A 16,040-nucleotide genomic window follows, 5' to 3' on the forward strand; every position below is an offset into this window, starting at 1 on the left:
TTGCGAAAGGAGTTTTAAGAATGTCAGCGGAATATTTAGACTTGGTGGCTACGGGGTTGGTAAGGGAAGAACTGAGCTCTGATTATCGCGATCATCTTCCGGAAGCGCTTCTGGATTTAGTGGAGAAGCCCTTTTATTGTTTCATTCCCGATGGTTTTGCTTTTGGCAGTGTGGGCGGCGCGGCGGTAATTGACGAAATTTACATTGATTCCGAGCATAATGTCTACATTTTTTCTGAAGGTTTTTCCACTTGGAGGGGGTTTTTCTTTCCCGCCTTGAAATTTCCCTGTCGCGGGAAGAGATGGCAGTTTGTGTATCATACAAGTCCCTTTGGCGCGGAAGAGCAGAGGCTTTCTTCAGATGTTCATTTCGGCGATCAGCCAAAGATGGAAATCTATGAATCGAAAGACATTCAGGGATTAGGAAATAATCTTTCTCGGCGTTATTTCTATTGCCTTTATCGGCTTTCTATTTCGGGTAAAACGATTGCGGGAATGTTCCGAAGCCGCGTGACGCAGGTGGCGTGCGATGGAGAGCATGGGCATCTGCTCTTAAATTTCGCGCCTAAAATCCAGAAGCCCACAATGTTTTTCCAATATTTAAGTTTATACAAAGGAAGCAATCCTCATATGAGTTTGTGCTATTATTATTCTCCCTATTTAGAAAAACCTTTTGAGGAGGACGTGGAAATTCATTTTTATACTCTCGCAATTTAACCCTAATAAAAATAGGGTTTTTTTTATCCCGCACCTTTAGAAGAATACCCTGCCAGTCTAGTTAGCGATGATGAATGAGTATCAAAAAGGTCCTTATCTTCCGAGGTCTTTATACTCCGCTAAGTAAAGGTGCAGGATTTATTTTACCTTTGCCATTGTTTTGACACATTTCGCGCAAGCTAAAATTTGCTTGTCTTTCAAAGTAATTTTTTGCAAATTTAATTTTTGCATTCTTTTGGTCGCGATATTGGAATGGCTGCGGGTGTAACCCATGCGGGGTTTGCGTCCGCAAATCTGGCAGAACATCATAAAATTATTCTTTTATAGAGTAAGATACTAAAGTTAAATTAACATTCTTTTGCCCAATTTGCAAGGCTTATTCCTTTATGTTAAAATAAAGACTATCTTTCTTCGCTTTTTAATTATTTTTTTATTTGATGTTTTTATTTTCTTTTTTATCTGAACCGATTGTGTTTTTGGCTTGGCTGGTCGCGATGGCAATTTCGGTAACCCTCCATGAATTTGCCCACGCCCTCTCCGCCTATCTTCAGGGGGACGCAACCGCAAAATACAGCGGACGCTTGAGCCTCAATCCCTTAAAACATCTTGATTTATGGGGGACATTGATGCTGCTTTTGGTTGGTTTTGGCTGGGGTAAGCCCGTGCCTTACAATCCTTACAATTTAAGAAACCAGAAGTGGGGACCCTCTATTGTCGCTCTCGCGGGTCCGGGAGCCAATCTTTTTTTGATTCTTTTTTTTGGTTTGATCCTAAAAATATTGGTGGTGGGCGGAGTTTTAGATGTGGGCAATATGCTCTATATTTTGATAGAAATGATTATTATTTTAAACGCGGTTTGGTTTACGTTTAATCTTATTCCGATTCCCCCTCTGGATGGTTCTAAATTGCTTTTTGCGATTTTGCCTCGCCGTTTTGACCATTGGAAAATATTTCTGGCTGTAAGAGGTCCTTTGATTCTAATCTTTTTGATTATTTTGGATCGCCTGCTTAATTTTTCTTTGTTGGAATCGCTTTTCAATTTGGTAATCCGCGTTGTGGCGGGTATGTTTGGGTTATCTCTATTATAGGATTTGACTCTTATATTTTCTTATGCTATTTTTGATATAGGATTCGCTTTTTTAGCGCAAGGTTTTAGTTTACCTTTTATAATTTTTGAATCCACTATCTATTTTTTATGCCCACCATTTCCCAATTAGTGCGCAAAGGGCGCAAAACTAAAATAAGGAAATTTAAAACGCCGGCTCTGCATCGGACTTTTAATGCTATTCGCCGTCGGGGAAGAATGGAACCTATTGGCAGTCCATTTAAAAGAGGGGTTTGCGTTAAGGTTTTTACCACTACTCCCAAAAAACCAAACTCGGCTTTGCGCAAGGTAGCGAGAGTGCGTTTGACTAATGGAATGGAAGTGGCCGCTTATATTCCGGGCGAGGGCCATAATCTACAGGAACACTCTATAGTTTTAATCCGCGGCGGCAGAGTGAAAGATTTGCCCGGCGTGCGTTATCACGTTGTGCGGGGGATTTTAGACACGGAAGGCGTGCAAGGTCGCAAACAAGGTCGCTCCCGCTACGGCGCCAAGAAGATAAGCGAGACAAAGAAAGAAGAATAATCTTAATTCACTTTTTACTTTTAACTTTTTTATATCGTGCCTCGGAGAAAAAGAAAATTCAAAAGAGATATTTTACCTGATCCAAAGTATAGCAGCGTTACGGTCGCGCGCTTTGTTAATCATTTGATGGAGAGAGGAAAGAAATCCGTAGCAGAGGGAATACTTTATCGCGCTTTGGATATTGTGGCGGAGAAAACCAAGAAAGATTCCTTGGAGATTTTTGATTTAGCGCTTAAAAATGTAGCTCCGGTTTTAGAAGTGAAATCCAAAAGAATTGGAGGGGCGAATTATCAAATTCCCGTGGAGGTGAGGATGCCGCGCAAGATGACTCTTGCGATGCGTTGGATTATCGGTGTTGCTCGCTTGCGCAAAGGAAAGCCAATGGCTGAAAAACTCGCTGAGGAACTCATTACCGCGTCCAAGCGCGAAGGCGAGGCAATGCGGAAACGGGAAAATATTCAAAGAATGGCCGATGCCAATCGTGCCTTTGCCCATTTCGCTTAATTATTTAAGGTTTCCCGTAAAAGCGAAGCTTTTATGGGTATCTTATAAAAGGGGGATTTTAAAAAAATTAAAAAGAAAAAAATGAAACAGAGAATCTTATCTTGCCTCTCCGCAAGCGTGGTCGCGCTCGCGGGGAACACTGCCTTAGCGCAATCTACAAGTTATGATTATGAAAATACCGTCGGAAATACCGTCGCGACGGGCATGGGTGTTGGACTGATAATTTTCTGGATTGTGGGTATGATTATTGGCTTGTTGCTTTTCATCTTGTGGATTTTGATGCTCATTGACTGCATTAAGCGGGATTTTTCCCAAAAGACTTTGTGGATTATTCTCCTCATTGTTTTGGGTTGGATTGGTGCCGTGGCTTACTACTTTGCCGTCAAAAGAAAGAACATTACTGGCGGACCGGCGACTCCTTCGCAAACTACGCCACCTCAAGCATCTTCTGAACCTCAATCACCACCATCTTCTCCTGCCGCGCCTACGGTTTAATTGATGTTTAAACAGAAAGAGGATAAATTTTGAGGTAATGGCGGGTTTTATAGAATTTTAAAATTCTTGAGTTTTTTGAATTGATTTTCGGATTGACCTTGTTAGAAACACGCCCCGCAACTGGGCTAGTGGTTGGGTTTTATGTTCCGCATGAGTTTTGATGGGATTGACTTTTTGGTACTTATCGGTTAAATTATCTTTTGGGTATTTTTGTTTTGCAAAAAATTTAAATTGCAACTTTTAACTTTTTCAGCCCAAGGCTGATCGGCCTCGGGCCGAAACTTTTCACTTTTAACTTATCTTTCGTGCCTCGTCTGACACCTATAGAGAGAATTCGCAACATCGGCATCATTGCTCATATTGATGCCGGAAAGACAACCGTTTCGGAACGGATTCTTTATTATACGGGTAAAAAACACAAAGTAGGGGAGGTACATGAAGGAAAAGCAGAAATGGATTGGATGGCGCAAGAAAAAGAAAGGGGTATTACTATTACTTCCGCGGCAACTACTTGCGCTTGGAAGGCGGGAGCGAAGGGCGAGATCCATCAGATTAATTTAATTGATACGCCGGGACATATTGATTTCACGGCCGAGGTGCAACGTTCTTTGCGCGTGTTGGACGGCGGCATTGTGGTTTTTGACGGTGTGGCGGGCGTAGAGCCGCAATCGGAAACCGTTTGGCATCAGGCGGAGAAATTTCAGGTGCCGCGGATGTGCTTTATTAATAAAATGGACCGCACCGGCGCTGATTTTAAAGCTGACCTTAGTTCCATTCGCGAACGGCTGACCAAAGATATTGCCGTGATTCAGATTCCTATCGGAGAGGAAGACAAATTTGAAGGCGTGATTGATTTAATTAAAAATAAAGCCATTTATTTTAAAGGGGACTTGGGCGAAAAGTTAGAGGAAGGGGAGATTCCCCCTGCTTGGGCAGAGGAGGCTAAACAATATCGGCAAGAGATGGTGGAAAAGATTGCCAGCGAGGATGATGTTTTAATTGAAAAGTTTTTGGAGGGCGGGGAAATTACAGAAGAAGAATTAAAGAAAACTTTGCGCCAAGCAACAATCGCGGGCAGACTGGTACCGGTGCTTTGCGGTTCGGCTTTAAAAAATAAAGGGATTCAGCCTCTGCTTGACGCCGTCATCTTTTATCTTCCTTCTCCCTTAGACTTGCCTCCTGTTGCCGGATATGAGCCTAAGGTATTAATAGAGCAGGGTGAGCGAGCGGAAAAATCCGAAGAGCGCAAGGCGGATGACAACGCACCTTTTGCCGCTCTCGCTTTTAAGATTGCCAGCGATCCTTTCGTGGGCAAGCTGATCTTTTTTCGCATTTACTCCGGCCATTTAGAGGCTGGATCTTATATTTTAAACACTTCTTCCGGCAAGAAAGAGAGATTGGGAAGGATTTTAAGAATGCACGCGAATCATCGGGAAGAAGTAAAGGAGATGTTTACCGGCGAAATCGCCGCCGCGGTGGGTTTAAAAGAGACCACCACCGGCGATACCTTATGCGATTCTGATCATCCCATTGTCTTGGAAAAGATTACTTTTCCCGAGCCCGTGATTTCCATTGCCATTGAACCAAAGACCAAAGCCGACCAAGAGAAGATGGGTTTATCCTTGCACACTCTATCGGAAGAGGATCCCACTTTTCGCGTGCGGAGCGACGAAGAGACGGGCCAGACGATTATTTCAGGAATGGGAGAATTGCATTTGGATATTATTGTGGATCGGATGAAAAGAGAATTTAATGTCGCGGCTAATGTCGGCAAGCCTCAAGTCGCTTATCGCGAAACCATCCGCAAGAAGGCGGAGGCAGAAGGAAAGTATATCCGTCAGTCAGGAGGCCGCGGTCAATATGGTCATGTTTGGTTGCGCGTGGAGCCCCTCCCAAGCGGCAAGGGCTTTGAATTTGTGAACGCGATCAAAGGCGGCGTCATTCCTCAAGAATTTATTCCCGCAGTGGGAAAAGGCGTCAAGGAAGCGTTAGGGAACGGAGTGCTCGCGGGTTATCCAGCGGTGGATCTTTCGGTTACGCTTTATGACGGTTCATTTCACGAGGTGGACTCTTCGGAAGCCGCTTTTCACATCGCGGGTTCTATCGCGGTGCAGGAGGCGGTGAGGCGAGCGGATGTTCACCTTTTGGAACCGATTATGAAGATAGAAGTGGTGACGCCAGAGAAATTTATGGGTGATGTGATTGGCGATTTGAATTCCAGGCGCGCTCATATCGCGGAGATGTCGGACCGCGGGCAGGCAAAGGTTATTGACGCGCTTGTTCCCTTGGCAGAAATGTTTGGTTATGCTACGATATTAAGATCTTTAACCCAGGGTCGCGCTAATTACACAATGGAATTTGATCATTACGCGGAGGTGCCGCGCCACGTCGCGGAACAGATTATTGGGGAGAAGAGCGAGAAGAAATAACTATGTTTAAAAATATGCCTGATTTCAAAAAGATTGCCGAGACGCTCAAGGAAAAAAATACCCGAGAACGTTATGTAATTGTGGAGAGTGGAGAGCCGAGGTGGGTAGTTTTGAGTATGCAGGATTACGAAGATTTAACCCGAAAAAAAGACGCGGTTCACGATCAAGAAGATCAAATAGTTGTTGAAGAGAAAATTGAGGAGGAACTTGCCTCTTATCAAGCCGAGACAGAACAAGAAGAAGGAATGATGTCCAAAGGCGCTTCAGCAGAAATTCAAGAACCCGAGTTTTATTTTGAGATAGTAGAGGAGAAAGAGGTGCCAGGGTGCTCGGATTTATCCACAACTTCGGAAGCAAAGAGGAAAATGGAATGGAATGATATTCCATTTTAAGGGAAGGGCTAAGATTAGGCAAAAAATAAGAAACTCTTTTTATTTTTGGCTAAAATTAGGCAAAAACAGTTGAAGATTTAGGATAGAAACAACCCTTCTTGACATTGAGAGCAATTTGGTTTAAAATGATTTTAGATTTGCATCCTTCCAAGTATGGATGGCGGATTTCAAGCCTCATAAAAAAATTAATACTGCACCCTCTTTCATATTTTTTAAGAAGAGGGCAGAAATGAAACAAATGACGGAAAAATTTGAACGCACTAAACCCCATGTGAATGTGGGTACGATTGGTCACGTTGACCATGGTAAAACTACCTTGACTGCCGCGATATTGAAATGCCTTGCGGCGGCAGGATTTAAAGCCCAGCAAAAATCAGTAGATCAGATTGACAACGCGCCGGAAGAAAAGGAGCGGGGGATTACAATTGCCACCGCCCATGTGGAGTATGAATCAGAGAAAAGGCATTATGCCCATGTTGATTGTCCGGGTCATGCTGACTATATTAAAAATATGATTACGGGCGCGGCGCAGATGGATGGAGCAATTTTGGTTGTTTCCGCCGCTGATGGTCCGATGCCTCAAACGCGGGAGCATATTTTACTTGCTCGTCAGGTAGGCGTGCCCAATATCGTCGTCTTTTTGAATAAAATAGATATGGTGGATGAAAAGGAATTAATAGATCTTGTGGAGGAGGAAGTGCGGGAGCTTTTAACTAAATATGAATTTGATGGGACAAATATATCCGTGATCAGAGGGAGCGGATTGAAAGCTTTAGAGTGCGGTTGCGGCAAGAAGGAATGCGAGTGGTGCGGTCCTATATTGGAACTGGTAAAAACAATGGATGAAAAAATCCCCGAGCCTGTCCGCGAGACAGACAAGCCTTTTCTAATGGCTGTGGAAGATGTTTTTTCCATTGAGGGCCGGGGAACGGTGGTGACAGGAAAAATTGAACGCGGTATTGTCAAATTAAACGACGAGGTGGAGATAGTAGGCATTAAACCGACCCAGAAGACAGTAGTGACAGGCATTGAGATGTTTAATAAAACTCTAGACGAAGGTCGTGCCGGAGATAACGCGGGTATCCTTTTGCGAGGGACCAAGAAAGAAGATGTGGCGCGGGGACAGGTGGTGGCGAAACCGGGCTCAATTACTCCTCATACCGAGTTTGAAGGAGAGGTTTATGTGCTCACTAAAGAGGAAGGAGGACGGCACACCGCCTTTGCGAAAGGTTACAAACCCCAACTCTATATTCGCACTACTGATGTGACAGGCGAACTCTTTTTGCCTGAAGGGACGGAGATGGTTATGCCCGGCGATACTATAACCTTGAAGGTAAAACTTATTGCTCCGGTGGCTTTGGAAGAGAAACAACGTTTCGCAATCCGCGAGGGTGGACATACAGTTGGAGCAGGGTTTGTAATGAAAATTATCAAGTAATTTTAAAATACCTATTACCCCTCCCATCTTTTGGGGGTAAGTCCATTTAAAATGGCTACTCAAAGCAGTAGAGAGATAACGGAGGAGGAAGCTTCTTCCCCCAGAATTCGCATTAGGATTAAGGCTTATGACCATAAGGTAATTGACGAGTCTGCTCGTCAGATTGTGGAAACAGCGGAACGGACAGGGGCTATTGTTTCTGGTCCCGTGCCTTTGCCGATTGAAAAGACACGTTACACAGTAATGCGTTCCCCTTTTGTTCATAAAGATTCCCGGGAACAATACGAAATGCGAGTCCACAAAAGATTGATTGATATCAATAAGCCCACACCTAAAACAGTAGACGCCTTGATGGATTTGAATTTACCCGCGGGTGTTGATGTAGAGATTAAAATGTAAGATACTCTTTTTTTCCGCGAATAGAAAGGGGAAGGTATTTTCTTTTTTGGGTGTATCTTTTTGGAGACGGATTCTGTTATTCATATCTTTGATTATATTTATAGATCTTTTGCAAAATAATCCTTTCTCCTGTAATTGCCAGATTTCGGGCAAAAGATTATTTCGCGAAAGGTCTTAAGTTATTTTTTCCATTATTAAAAATAGGAGCTGAATCAAAAGCCAGCTATTTCAATCCTGCGCGATGGGTTTTTCATGGAGTCCGCAAGCTTTCATGGTATTCCTTTATAGGATACTCTTCTTAACGCGGGGTAAAGGATTTTTTCTCCAGCCACCCTTTTTTTAAGGAGAAGGGGAAGGGCGAAGAATCTCGAAAACCGGGAGTTTTTTCAAAAACCGGTGAGCTCTTTCACTCCTTACTTTTAAGGTAAAAGTGAAGGATGAGGGGGCGAGAACAAAACTGGTTTTTGGCAAAACTTTCGGTTTTTGTTTTAAATTGCCATTCTCTATGCCAAAATTTATCCTAGGACGAAAATTAGGAATGACTCAGATTTTTGACCAAAAGGGAAAAATAATTCCCGTTACTGTTATAGAAGCGGGTCCTTGTTTTGTATCAGCGATTCGTACACCGGAAAAACATGGCTATTCCGCTTTACAGCTTAATTTTACCCTCAAGGTTCATAAAGGGCTTAAAAAGCATCCCAAGAAGAATGATATTCTGCTGCGGGAGTTTCGCTTGCCAGAAGCAGAAGCAAAGAAGTATAAAGTGGGAGACCAAATCGCGGTTGCGAGTTTTCAAGAGGGGGAACAAGTTAAGACCGCGGGAGTGAGCCATGGGAAGGGTTTTCAAGGCGTGGTGAAAAGATGGGGATTTAAAGGTTCGCCGGCTACCCATGGCCATAAGCACGATGAGAGAGCGCCAGGTTCAATCGGCGCCACATTTCCGGAAAAAGTCATCAAGGGGATGAGGATGGCTGGTCGGATGGGCGGAAAGAGAATTACAGCGAAAGGACTGACCATTATTAATATTGATGCTGGGAATAATTTGATGGCGGTAAAGGGGGCGGTGCCGGGCGTTAGGGGAGGTTTAGTGGAAGTGAGGGGCGAGGAATAAAGCTAAAATTATGAAATTACCAATTTACAATTTAGATGGCAGTAAGTCCGGTAAGTTTGTCAATCTCGCGCCAGAAATTTTTGGCGTGGCAGTGAATCCAGTTTTAGTGAATCAGGCTGTGGTGGCTCAACGCGCGAAGAGTCGCCATCCTATTGCCCATACGAAGACGCGGTCCGAGCGCCGCGGCGGCGGAGCGAAACCCTGGAAACAGAAAGGAACGGGGCGGGCGAGAGCAGGTTCCCGCCGCAGTCCCTTATGGCGCAAGGGAGGAATAGTTTTTGGGCCGAGAAATGAAAGAAATTTTACAAAGAGGATCAATAAGAAAGCAAGACGCAAAGCTATTCTGATGGTTCTTTCCAATCGGGTGAAGACGGGCGATGTTGTTGTCGTTAAAGAGTTGAAGATTCCAGAAGTTCGGACGAAGCAAATGGCTATCTTCCTTGAAAAATTTCCTTTACAATCCAAGCCCTTGATTTTACTTTCTGAAAAAGACGAAAAAATTCGCAGGGCGAGCCGTAATTTATCCTCTCTCAAGGTTTTATCCGCGAACAGTTTAAATGTGGTTGACCTTTTGGATCGCAATTGTATTTTAATGCCCCTCGCAGCAGTAAAAATCATTGAGAAAACCTACTCTTCAAATATTGCAAATTCCACCCCCCACCTTTTAAAAAAAGCGAGTGACGCTCCACTGGTTCGGCAGGCTTACCATCCTATGGTTCGGCAGGCACTTCGGCCATGAGGGCTTCGACTGAGCTCAGCCGAATGTCCTTAGTGCCGAATAGCTCACTGTTCTAGAAATCCCATTATAAAAAGGATGCCTCGGGTGTGTGAATCCGTGAAACTTCATAAGTTATAAGAATTATGCCTCTCTCAAGAAGGAAAAAAATTAAAACTCCGGCAGTTAGGAAGGTCCGAGGAAGCAAGGTTAAAGCTTTCAAGACAACCCCTCATCAGAAGAAAAGACAAGTTTCACCTAGAAACCAAACTTTTAGGGTTTTAAAACAGCCTCGCGTGACAGAGAAAGGGACCATCCTTCAAGCCCTCAATCAATATATATTTGAAGTGAATTTAAAGGCGAACAAAAATGAAGTTAAAAAGGCGATTGAAGAATTATATGAAGTGAAGGTCGTGAAAGTGAATATTATTAATTTTATGGGCAAGCAAAGGAGATATGGCCGTATCCAAGGCAAAACGAGAGCGTGGAAAAAGGCGATTATAACTTTGCGGCAGGGGGATACGATTAAATTGTTTGAAGGAGTATAAGGATCAGCAACAAATAACAAGCTTAAAAAGTTTATGAAATTTTATAAACCTACTACGCCGGGGAGAAGACAAATGACAGGGAGCGATTTTTCCGATCTAACGCGGGGCAGAAAACCGACAAAAAAATTGGCGGCGGGTTTAAAGCAAAAGGCAGGCAGGGATCGATTGGGTCATATTTCGATTCGGCACCGCGGCGGAGGTCATAAGAGGACATACCGCCTTATTGATTTTAGGCAGGACAAGTTTGATATACCGGGGAGAGTTGCTTCCATTGAATATGATCCCAACCGTACGGCATGGATTGCTTTGATTCACTATGCCGATGGAGAAAAACGTTATATTCTTGCCCCTCAAAGAATAAAGGCGGGGGATATGGTTTTAGCAAGCCAGAAAAAGATTGAAGCGCGGGTAGGCAACCGGATGCCTCTTGCTGAAATTCCTGACGCGAGTCCTGTTCACAATTTAGAGTTAAACCCAGGGCGGGGTGGTCAAATCGTGCGGGCGGCAGGCGGGAGCGCGATCTTAATGGGTAAGGAAGGAAAATACGCCCAGATTAAACTCCCCTCGGGAGAGATCCGCAATATTTTAAAAACTTGTTTAGCCAGCATGGGTAGTTTAAGCAATCCAGAACATGATAATATTAATATAGGCAAAGCAGGACGCACGCGTTGGTTGGGGATCAGACCCACAGTAAGGGGGAAAGCGATGAATCCAGTAGATCATCCTCATGGCGGAGGGGAGGGTAACCAGCCGATTGGTTTAAAATATCCCAAGACTCCTTGGGGCAGACCAGCTTTGGGGGTGAAAACGCGGCGGAAGAAGAAATACTCGGACAGATTGATTGTGAAGAGGAGAAGATAGTGTAAAATTTTAAATTCTAAATTTTAATTCAATTTTAAAATCCTAATTTTAAATTTTAAAACCAAGGGAAATAAGAAAGGGTTTTAAAATTAAAAAATTTAAAATTTGGATTTGATTGAAAATTTCAAATTAGAAATTTTCATAGATAATAGCCCTTGTAATTAAATTTTACCAAAATTCAAGTTCAAAAATTATGTCAAGGTCTCTTAAAAAGGGTCCCTTCTGCGATCCTAAACTGCTTGCTAAAATCAGAAAGCTGAAAGCCGGAGAAAAAACCATTATTAAAACTTGGTCGCGAGACTCAATAATTTTTCCAGAGATGGTGGGTTTTACTATTGGAGTGCATAATGGTCGGGAACATATTTCCGTTTTTGTCACCGAAGACATGGTGGGCCATCGCCTCGGTGAATTCGCGCCCACCCGTAAATTCATCGTGCATGGCGGTCGGATTGCGCGGGAAGAGGCGGCTCAAAGAGCTGAAGCAGATCGTAGCAAGGTAGAAGCAGGCCAGAAAGAGGCAGTGAAAAAAGAAAATATATAGCTTGCAAGGAGTGGCTTGCAATTCAAGGAAAATTATCCTTGGGCGGCACGTTACGAGTTTCAAGTTATAAGAATCCATGGAAGCGAAAGCGAAACTTAGATATTTACATATTGCGCCGCGTAAGGTAAGATTGGTTATTAATTTAATTCGCGGCTTAGAAGTGGGCAGAGCCTTGGAACAACTTTCTGTAATAAAGCAAAGGGCGGCAAGGCCAGTGTTTAAACTGTTAAAGTCGGCTATTGCGAACGCGGAGCACAATTTTAACTTAGATAAGAATAATTTATATATCAAAGAAATTCGGGCAGATGAAGGACCAACTTTAAAGCGTTGGCAGCCGCGGGCCTTTGGCCGCGCTTTTCCTATAATGAAGAGAGCGAGCCACATATCCATTATTTTAGAGGAAAGGGTTGTTGGTCGCAGAAAGACTAAGTCAGGAGGAGAAGCTCCCGAGCTTATTGCCAGCCCTAAGATGGCAGGAAAGAGCGCGTTGAAGGTTGGGAAGAGCAGAGTTGTGCCCACTCCGAAGATACCGCAGGGCAGCGAGACAACCCTGAAACCATGGGATCCTCGCCGAGAAGCCGGTCGCCGAAACAAGCAACATCAGGATAAGAAGAAACTAGCTCAAGGCAAAGCTTTGAGCGGTCTTAAACGTTTTTTCCAACGTAAATCGGTGTAAACCCCTTTAGAGAACTTTGTTTTCTAACGGTTCTCTCGGCTTATATTCTGCCTGCCGTCAAGCAGGTCTCTAACGGGGTAAAATGGAGCCCTTCAGGTTGTTCAGGTCGTTCAGACTCTTAAAGAGCTCAAAGAGCTCTGAGAATGACCCCTTTTCAAATCCTTCGCGAGAGGCTGATTTGCGAAGAGCTCCAAATATAGGACATGAGTCATGAAGCCTGAAACGGGTAAAGTTATAAGTTTAATGTTTTAAGTTTTAAGCAAGCATATGGGACAAAAAGTTTCACCTACTGCGCTACGGTTAGGCTATCTTTATTCTTGGAAGTCTAAGTGGGTAGCGAATAAAAAGAATTACCGAAAATTTCTTGAGGAAGATATCCGTCTGCGCAATTATATAATGGAAAAATTAAAAGAGATGGGTATTGCCCGCGTTGAGATTGAACGTTCGGCGAATTTGATTAATATCATCATTTTAACTTCGCGTCCGGGTATGATTATCGGTCGTGGGGGTACGGGTGTTGAGGATTTGAAAAAGGAATTAGCAAAGTTTACCGGGAATAAATCTTTTAAGGTCACGATTGAAGAAACCAAAAATCCAGAAGCTAATGCTCAACTTGTGGCGCGGACAATCGCCGAAGCACTAGAGAAAAGGATTCCTTTTCGGCGTGTTGTGAAACAATCTTTGGAAAGGGTGAAAGAGAATCGGGGAGTTTATGGCGTGAAGATTATGGTGGCAGGGCGTTTGAATGGGGCGACAATGAAGCGGCGCGAGTGGGTTGCCTGGGGACAAATCCCATTACATAATTTGAGAGCGGATATTGATTTTGCCCAAGATATTTCCAAAACCACTTATGGAATTATCGGGATCAAGGTTTGGATTTACAAGGGAGAAGTTTTTGAACAAAAGAAGGAAGACAAAGCAACCAGTAATTAAATATGTTAATTCCTAAAAAGGTAAAACATCGTAAACATCAACGCGGACGTCTCGCGGGTAAGGCTAAAGGGGGAGATTTTCTTGCCTTTGGCGCTTTTGGTTTAAAGGCGCAGGAGAGTGTTTGGCTTACGTCTCGTCAGATTGAAGCAGCGCGGCGAGCGATGACTAGGTTTGTCCAGAGGGGGGGCAAGATTTGGATTAGGGTGTTTCCAGATAAGGCTGTGACTAAAAAGGCAGCGGAAGTAGGAATGGGCGGTGGCAAGGGAGCAGTGGATCACTTTGTCGCCGTCGTCAAACGGGGGCGGATTATTTTTGAAATGGATGGCGTGCCATTGAAGATTGCTCGGGAGGCTATGCGCTTGGCTAGCCATAAACTGCCTATTAAAACTAAATTCGTGCAGGATTAACCCCACTTAATAAATTTTATGGAAATGAAAGAATTAAAGCAAAAGAGCATATCAGAATTACAACATGAGCTTGCTTTTCAGAGAGACGAAATGCGAGAGTTTAATTTCAAGTTGGTCCAGGGCGAGGTGAAAAATGTGCGCGCTTTGCGCAAGGTGAAAAAGGAGATTGCGCGAATTTTAACCCTTTTGAATATTCGCAGAAAAATTAATGGTTCGGCATAGCACTTCGGCCATGAGGGCTTTGACTGAGCTCAGCCAAATGTCCTTAGTGCCGAATGGCTCACCATTAATCCTTAAGTTTTGCCGAAGGATTAAGCCTTAAATATGCATTATTATGGAAGGTAAAAAAATAATTAAGCGGATTCTTCAGGGGATCGTTGTTTCGGATAAAATGAATAAAACCAGAGTGGTTGCCGTGGTTCGCACCAAGACCCATTCTAAATATCTTAAAAGATATAAGGCGACTCGAAGATATAAGGCGCACGATGAAAAGAATGAGTATCATACGGGAGACAAAGTAATTATTGAAGAGTGCCGACCTCTTTCACGGGAGAAACGATGGCGGGTGATTAATAAACTCACCTAAATTATCATTGTTCAATTGTTTTATTGTCTTGTCCGATTGTGTTTATGGATCAAAATTGATCAGAAAAACAATCGAACAATTGAGCAATAGAATTTTATGATCCAGGAACAGACTCGTTTAAAAGTCGCCGATAACACTGGCGCGAGGATAATTAAATGCATTAAAGTTTTAGGCGGCTCGTGGCGCCGATTTGGTCGTTTGGGCGATGTGATCATCGCGAGCGTGAAGGTCGCGTTTCCCCATGGCACCGTAAAGGAGCATGCCAAGGTTTACGCGGTGATTGTGCGTCAGAGAAAGGAATATCGTCGCGAAGACGGATCTTATATTCGTTTTGATGATAATGCCGCCGTGATTTTACAGAGCAGAGAGAGCAAGGATCCTTTGGGAACACGGATTTTCGGGCCGATTCCTCGGGAACTCAGAGAGCGTGGTTTTAATAAAATTATTTCTTTAGCCAAAGAAGTTTTGTAGCATAATATTATGAGGCTTAAAAAAGGTGATAATATCATTGTGACGAGCGGCAAGGACCGCGGCAAGAAAGGAAAAATTGTGCGCATTTTTCCGCAAAGAGATAAGATTATTGTGGAGGGCGCAAATCTTGTGATTCGGTATACGCGGCCTAAAAAGCAGGGCGAAAAAGGGCAACGCGTGGAGGTCAACGCGCCGATTCATATTTCTAACGCGAAATTGATTTGTCCAAAGTGCGGCAAGGGGACAAGGGTGGGCGTAAAAATTTCACCGCAAGGTAAAAAAAGGTTGTGTAAAAAATGCGGAGAAGCCTTCTTATAAAGACGCATCAGAAATTTAAATCTATGACGCGATTAAGCAAAAAATACAGGGAAGAAGTAATTTTGAAAATGAAGGAATTTTTTGATTATAAGAATAATCTGGCAATACCTAAAGTGGATAAGGTAACTATTAATATCGGCACTTCCCGCGCCATTAAAGAACCTAAGCTTTTGGATATTATGCAAGAAAATCTAGCCAATATCGCCGGACAAAAGCCAGTATTGAGATATGCTCGCAAGTCTGTCTCCGGTTTTAACGTGAAAGAAGGAATGGTGGTGGGGCTAAAAGTGACCCTGCGGGGAAAGAGGATGGAAGAATTTTTAGACAAGTTAATTAATATTACCTTGCCGCGGGTGAGGGACTTTCGGGGGCTGTCTGTCGAGTCTTTTGATAAACAGGGAAATTTGACTATTGGTTTTAAGGAATGTTCGGTTTTTCCGGAGATTGATCCAAATAAAGCGGAAATGATTCATGGTTTAGAGGTTTGTATCAGCACTACCGCTCGAACGCGCGAAGAAGGGATTAAATTATTAAAGCTATTGGGTTTTCCTCTGGTAGAAAAAGAATCTTAATCATTTGAAACTTAAAATGTTAAGCATGGGGTTTGCCTGCGAGATGATTATGGTATATGGCAATTATGCATTTTAGGTTTCATATTTTAACGAAGTATATGGCGAAAAAATCTTGGATCGCTAAAGCAAAAAGGAAACCAAAGTTTAAGACGCGTGTCGTGAGACGTTGTTGGCGTTGCGGTCGGAGACGGGGGTATATGCGCGATTTTGGCTTATGCCGGATTTGCTTTAGGGAATTAGCGAATAAAGGAGAGATTCCGGGGATCCGTAAGGCCTCTTGGTAATAAAATTAATTTTT

The 16,040-nt window shown here is 43.4% G+C and carries 22 protein-coding genes and 2 pseudogenes; 23 read left to right on the top strand and 1 reads right to left on the bottom strand.

All coding sequences use genetic code 11. From position 1 onward, the window contains the following. Positions 1 to 20: 20 nt before the first annotated feature. Entirely contained in the window at positions 21 to 716 is a 696-nt protein-coding gene (locus PHW01_03990) for a hypothetical protein (protein ID MDD5627138.1), read from the top strand. A gap of 138 nt (positions 717 to 854) precedes the next feature. Here PHW01_03990 and rpmB read toward each other — a convergent pair whose 3' ends face one another. Beyond that, positions 855 to 1,025: a 50S ribosomal protein L28 gene (gene rpmB, locus PHW01_03995; protein ID MDD5627139.1), complete on the bottom strand. Its 171-nt coding sequence runs from the start codon at positions 1,023 to 1,025 to the stop codon at positions 855 to 857. Positions 1,026 to 1,153: 128 nt separating this feature from the next. Here rpmB and PHW01_04000 point away from each other — a divergent pair, with 128 nt between their 5' ends. From PHW01_04000 to PHW01_04105, 22 genes and pseudogenes are all read left to right on the top strand, one after another. Next, entirely contained in the window at positions 1,154 to 1,804 is a 651-nt protein-coding gene (locus PHW01_04000) for a site-2 protease family protein (protein MDD5627140.1), read from the top strand. 107 nt (positions 1,805 to 1,911) lie between these two features. Then, a complete protein-coding gene (gene rpsL, locus PHW01_04005; protein ID MDD5627141.1) occupies positions 1,912 to 2,346 on the top strand; it encodes a 30S ribosomal protein S12 in 435 nt (144 codons plus the stop codon). A gap of 36 nt (positions 2,347 to 2,382) precedes the next feature. After that, a complete protein-coding gene (gene rpsG, locus PHW01_04010; protein ID MDD5627142.1) occupies positions 2,383 to 2,850 on the top strand; it encodes a 30S ribosomal protein S7 in 468 nt (155 codons plus the stop codon). 81 nt (positions 2,851 to 2,931) lie between these two features. Further along, complete coding sequence (locus tag PHW01_04015; protein ID MDD5627143.1) at positions 2,932 to 3,345, top strand: PLD nuclease N-terminal domain-containing protein; 414 nt, start codon at positions 2,932 to 2,934, stop codon at positions 3,343 to 3,345. Between the two features lie 305 nt (positions 3,346 to 3,650). Next, positions 3,651 to 5,774 (top strand): elongation factor G, encoded by a 2,124-nt coding sequence (gene fusA, locus PHW01_04020; protein MDD5627144.1) that lies wholly within the window; start codon positions 3,651 to 3,653, stop codon positions 5,772 to 5,774. Positions 5,775 to 5,788: 14 nt separating this feature from the next. Continuing rightward, positions 5,789 to 6,166 carry a hypothetical protein gene (locus PHW01_04025; GenBank protein ID MDD5627145.1) on the top strand — a complete coding sequence of 126 codons (378 nt, stop codon included), beginning with the start codon at positions 5,789 to 5,791 and terminating at the stop codon, positions 6,164 to 6,166. 229 nt (positions 6,167 to 6,395) lie between these two features. After that, a complete protein-coding gene (gene tuf, locus PHW01_04030; protein MDD5627146.1) occupies positions 6,396 to 7,604 on the top strand; it encodes an elongation factor Tu in 1,209 nt (402 codons plus the stop codon). Between the two features lie 51 nt (positions 7,605 to 7,655). After that, positions 7,656 to 8,003: a 30S ribosomal protein S10 gene (gene rpsJ, locus PHW01_04035; protein ID MDD5627147.1), complete on the top strand. Its 348-nt coding sequence runs from the start codon at positions 7,656 to 7,658 to the stop codon at positions 8,001 to 8,003. A gap of 505 nt (positions 8,004 to 8,508) precedes the next feature. Continuing rightward, positions 8,509 to 9,114 carry a 50S ribosomal protein L3 gene (rplC, locus tag PHW01_04040; GenBank protein ID MDD5627148.1) on the top strand — a complete coding sequence of 202 codons (606 nt, stop codon included), beginning with the start codon at positions 8,509 to 8,511 and terminating at the stop codon, positions 9,112 to 9,114. Between the two features lie 10 nt (positions 9,115 to 9,124). Beyond that, on the top strand, positions 9,125 to 9,853 hold the full coding sequence (rplD, locus tag PHW01_04045; GenBank protein MDD5627149.1) for a 50S ribosomal protein L4: 729 nt from the start codon (positions 9,125 to 9,127) through the stop codon (positions 9,851 to 9,853). 230 nt (positions 9,854 to 10,083) lie between these two features. Beyond that, a pseudogene (rplW, locus tag PHW01_04050) lies at positions 10,084 to 10,377 on the top strand (50S ribosomal protein L23). Between the two features lie 33 nt (positions 10,378 to 10,410). After that, complete coding sequence (gene rplB, locus PHW01_04055) at positions 10,411 to 11,238, top strand: 50S ribosomal protein L2 (protein ID MDD5627150.1); 828 nt, start codon at positions 10,411 to 10,413, stop codon at positions 11,236 to 11,238. A 193-nt stretch (positions 11,239 to 11,431) separates the two neighbouring features. Beyond that, complete coding sequence (gene rpsS, locus PHW01_04060; protein MDD5627151.1) at positions 11,432 to 11,779, top strand: 30S ribosomal protein S19; 348 nt, start codon at positions 11,432 to 11,434, stop codon at positions 11,777 to 11,779. 76 nt (positions 11,780 to 11,855) lie between these two features. Continuing rightward, a pseudogene (rplV, locus tag PHW01_04065) lies at positions 11,856 to 12,185 on the top strand (50S ribosomal protein L22). Between the two features lie 537 nt (positions 12,186 to 12,722). Continuing rightward, positions 12,723 to 13,388, top strand: coding sequence for a 30S ribosomal protein S3 (rpsC, locus tag PHW01_04070; GenBank protein ID MDD5627152.1), 666 nt, complete (start codon positions 12,723 to 12,725; stop codon positions 13,386 to 13,388). A 2-nt stretch (positions 13,389 to 13,390) separates the two neighbouring features. Next, positions 13,391 to 13,795 (top strand): 50S ribosomal protein L16, encoded by a 405-nt coding sequence (gene rplP, locus PHW01_04075; protein MDD5627153.1) that lies wholly within the window; start codon positions 13,391 to 13,393, stop codon positions 13,793 to 13,795. Between the two features lie 24 nt (positions 13,796 to 13,819). Beyond that, positions 13,820 to 14,017: a 50S ribosomal protein L29 gene (gene rpmC, locus PHW01_04080; protein ID MDD5627154.1), complete on the top strand. Its 198-nt coding sequence runs from the start codon at positions 13,820 to 13,822 to the stop codon at positions 14,015 to 14,017. Between the two features lie 112 nt (positions 14,018 to 14,129). Next, the gene (gene rpsQ / locus PHW01_04085; protein ID MDD5627155.1) at positions 14,130 to 14,381 is read left to right on the top strand and encodes a 30S ribosomal protein S17; all 252 of its coding nucleotides are present in this window, start codon (positions 14,130 to 14,132) and stop codon (positions 14,379 to 14,381) included. Between the two features lie 96 nt (positions 14,382 to 14,477). Next, positions 14,478 to 14,852 carry a 50S ribosomal protein L14 gene (gene rplN / locus PHW01_04090; GenBank protein ID MDD5627156.1) on the top strand — a complete coding sequence of 125 codons (375 nt, stop codon included), beginning with the start codon at positions 14,478 to 14,480 and terminating at the stop codon, positions 14,850 to 14,852. Between the two features lie 9 nt (positions 14,853 to 14,861). Next, on the top strand, positions 14,862 to 15,170 hold the full coding sequence (gene rplX / locus PHW01_04095) for a 50S ribosomal protein L24 (protein MDD5627157.1): 309 nt from the start codon (positions 14,862 to 14,864) through the stop codon (positions 15,168 to 15,170). A gap of 23 nt (positions 15,171 to 15,193) precedes the next feature. Continuing rightward, the gene (rplE, locus tag PHW01_04100; protein ID MDD5627158.1) at positions 15,194 to 15,742 is read left to right on the top strand and encodes a 50S ribosomal protein L5; all 549 of its coding nucleotides are present in this window, start codon (positions 15,194 to 15,196) and stop codon (positions 15,740 to 15,742) included. Positions 15,743 to 15,840: 98 nt separating this feature from the next. Further along, on the top strand, positions 15,841 to 16,026 hold the full coding sequence (locus tag PHW01_04105) for a type Z 30S ribosomal protein S14 (GenBank protein MDD5627159.1): 186 nt from the start codon (positions 15,841 to 15,843) through the stop codon (positions 16,024 to 16,026). The last annotated feature ends 14 nt before the right edge of the window (positions 16,027 to 16,040 follow it).

Source organism: Patescibacteria group bacterium (assembly GCA_028717685.1).
Lineage (GTDB): Bacteria > Patescibacteriota > JAQUNI01 > JAQUNI01 > JAQUNI01 > JAQUNI01.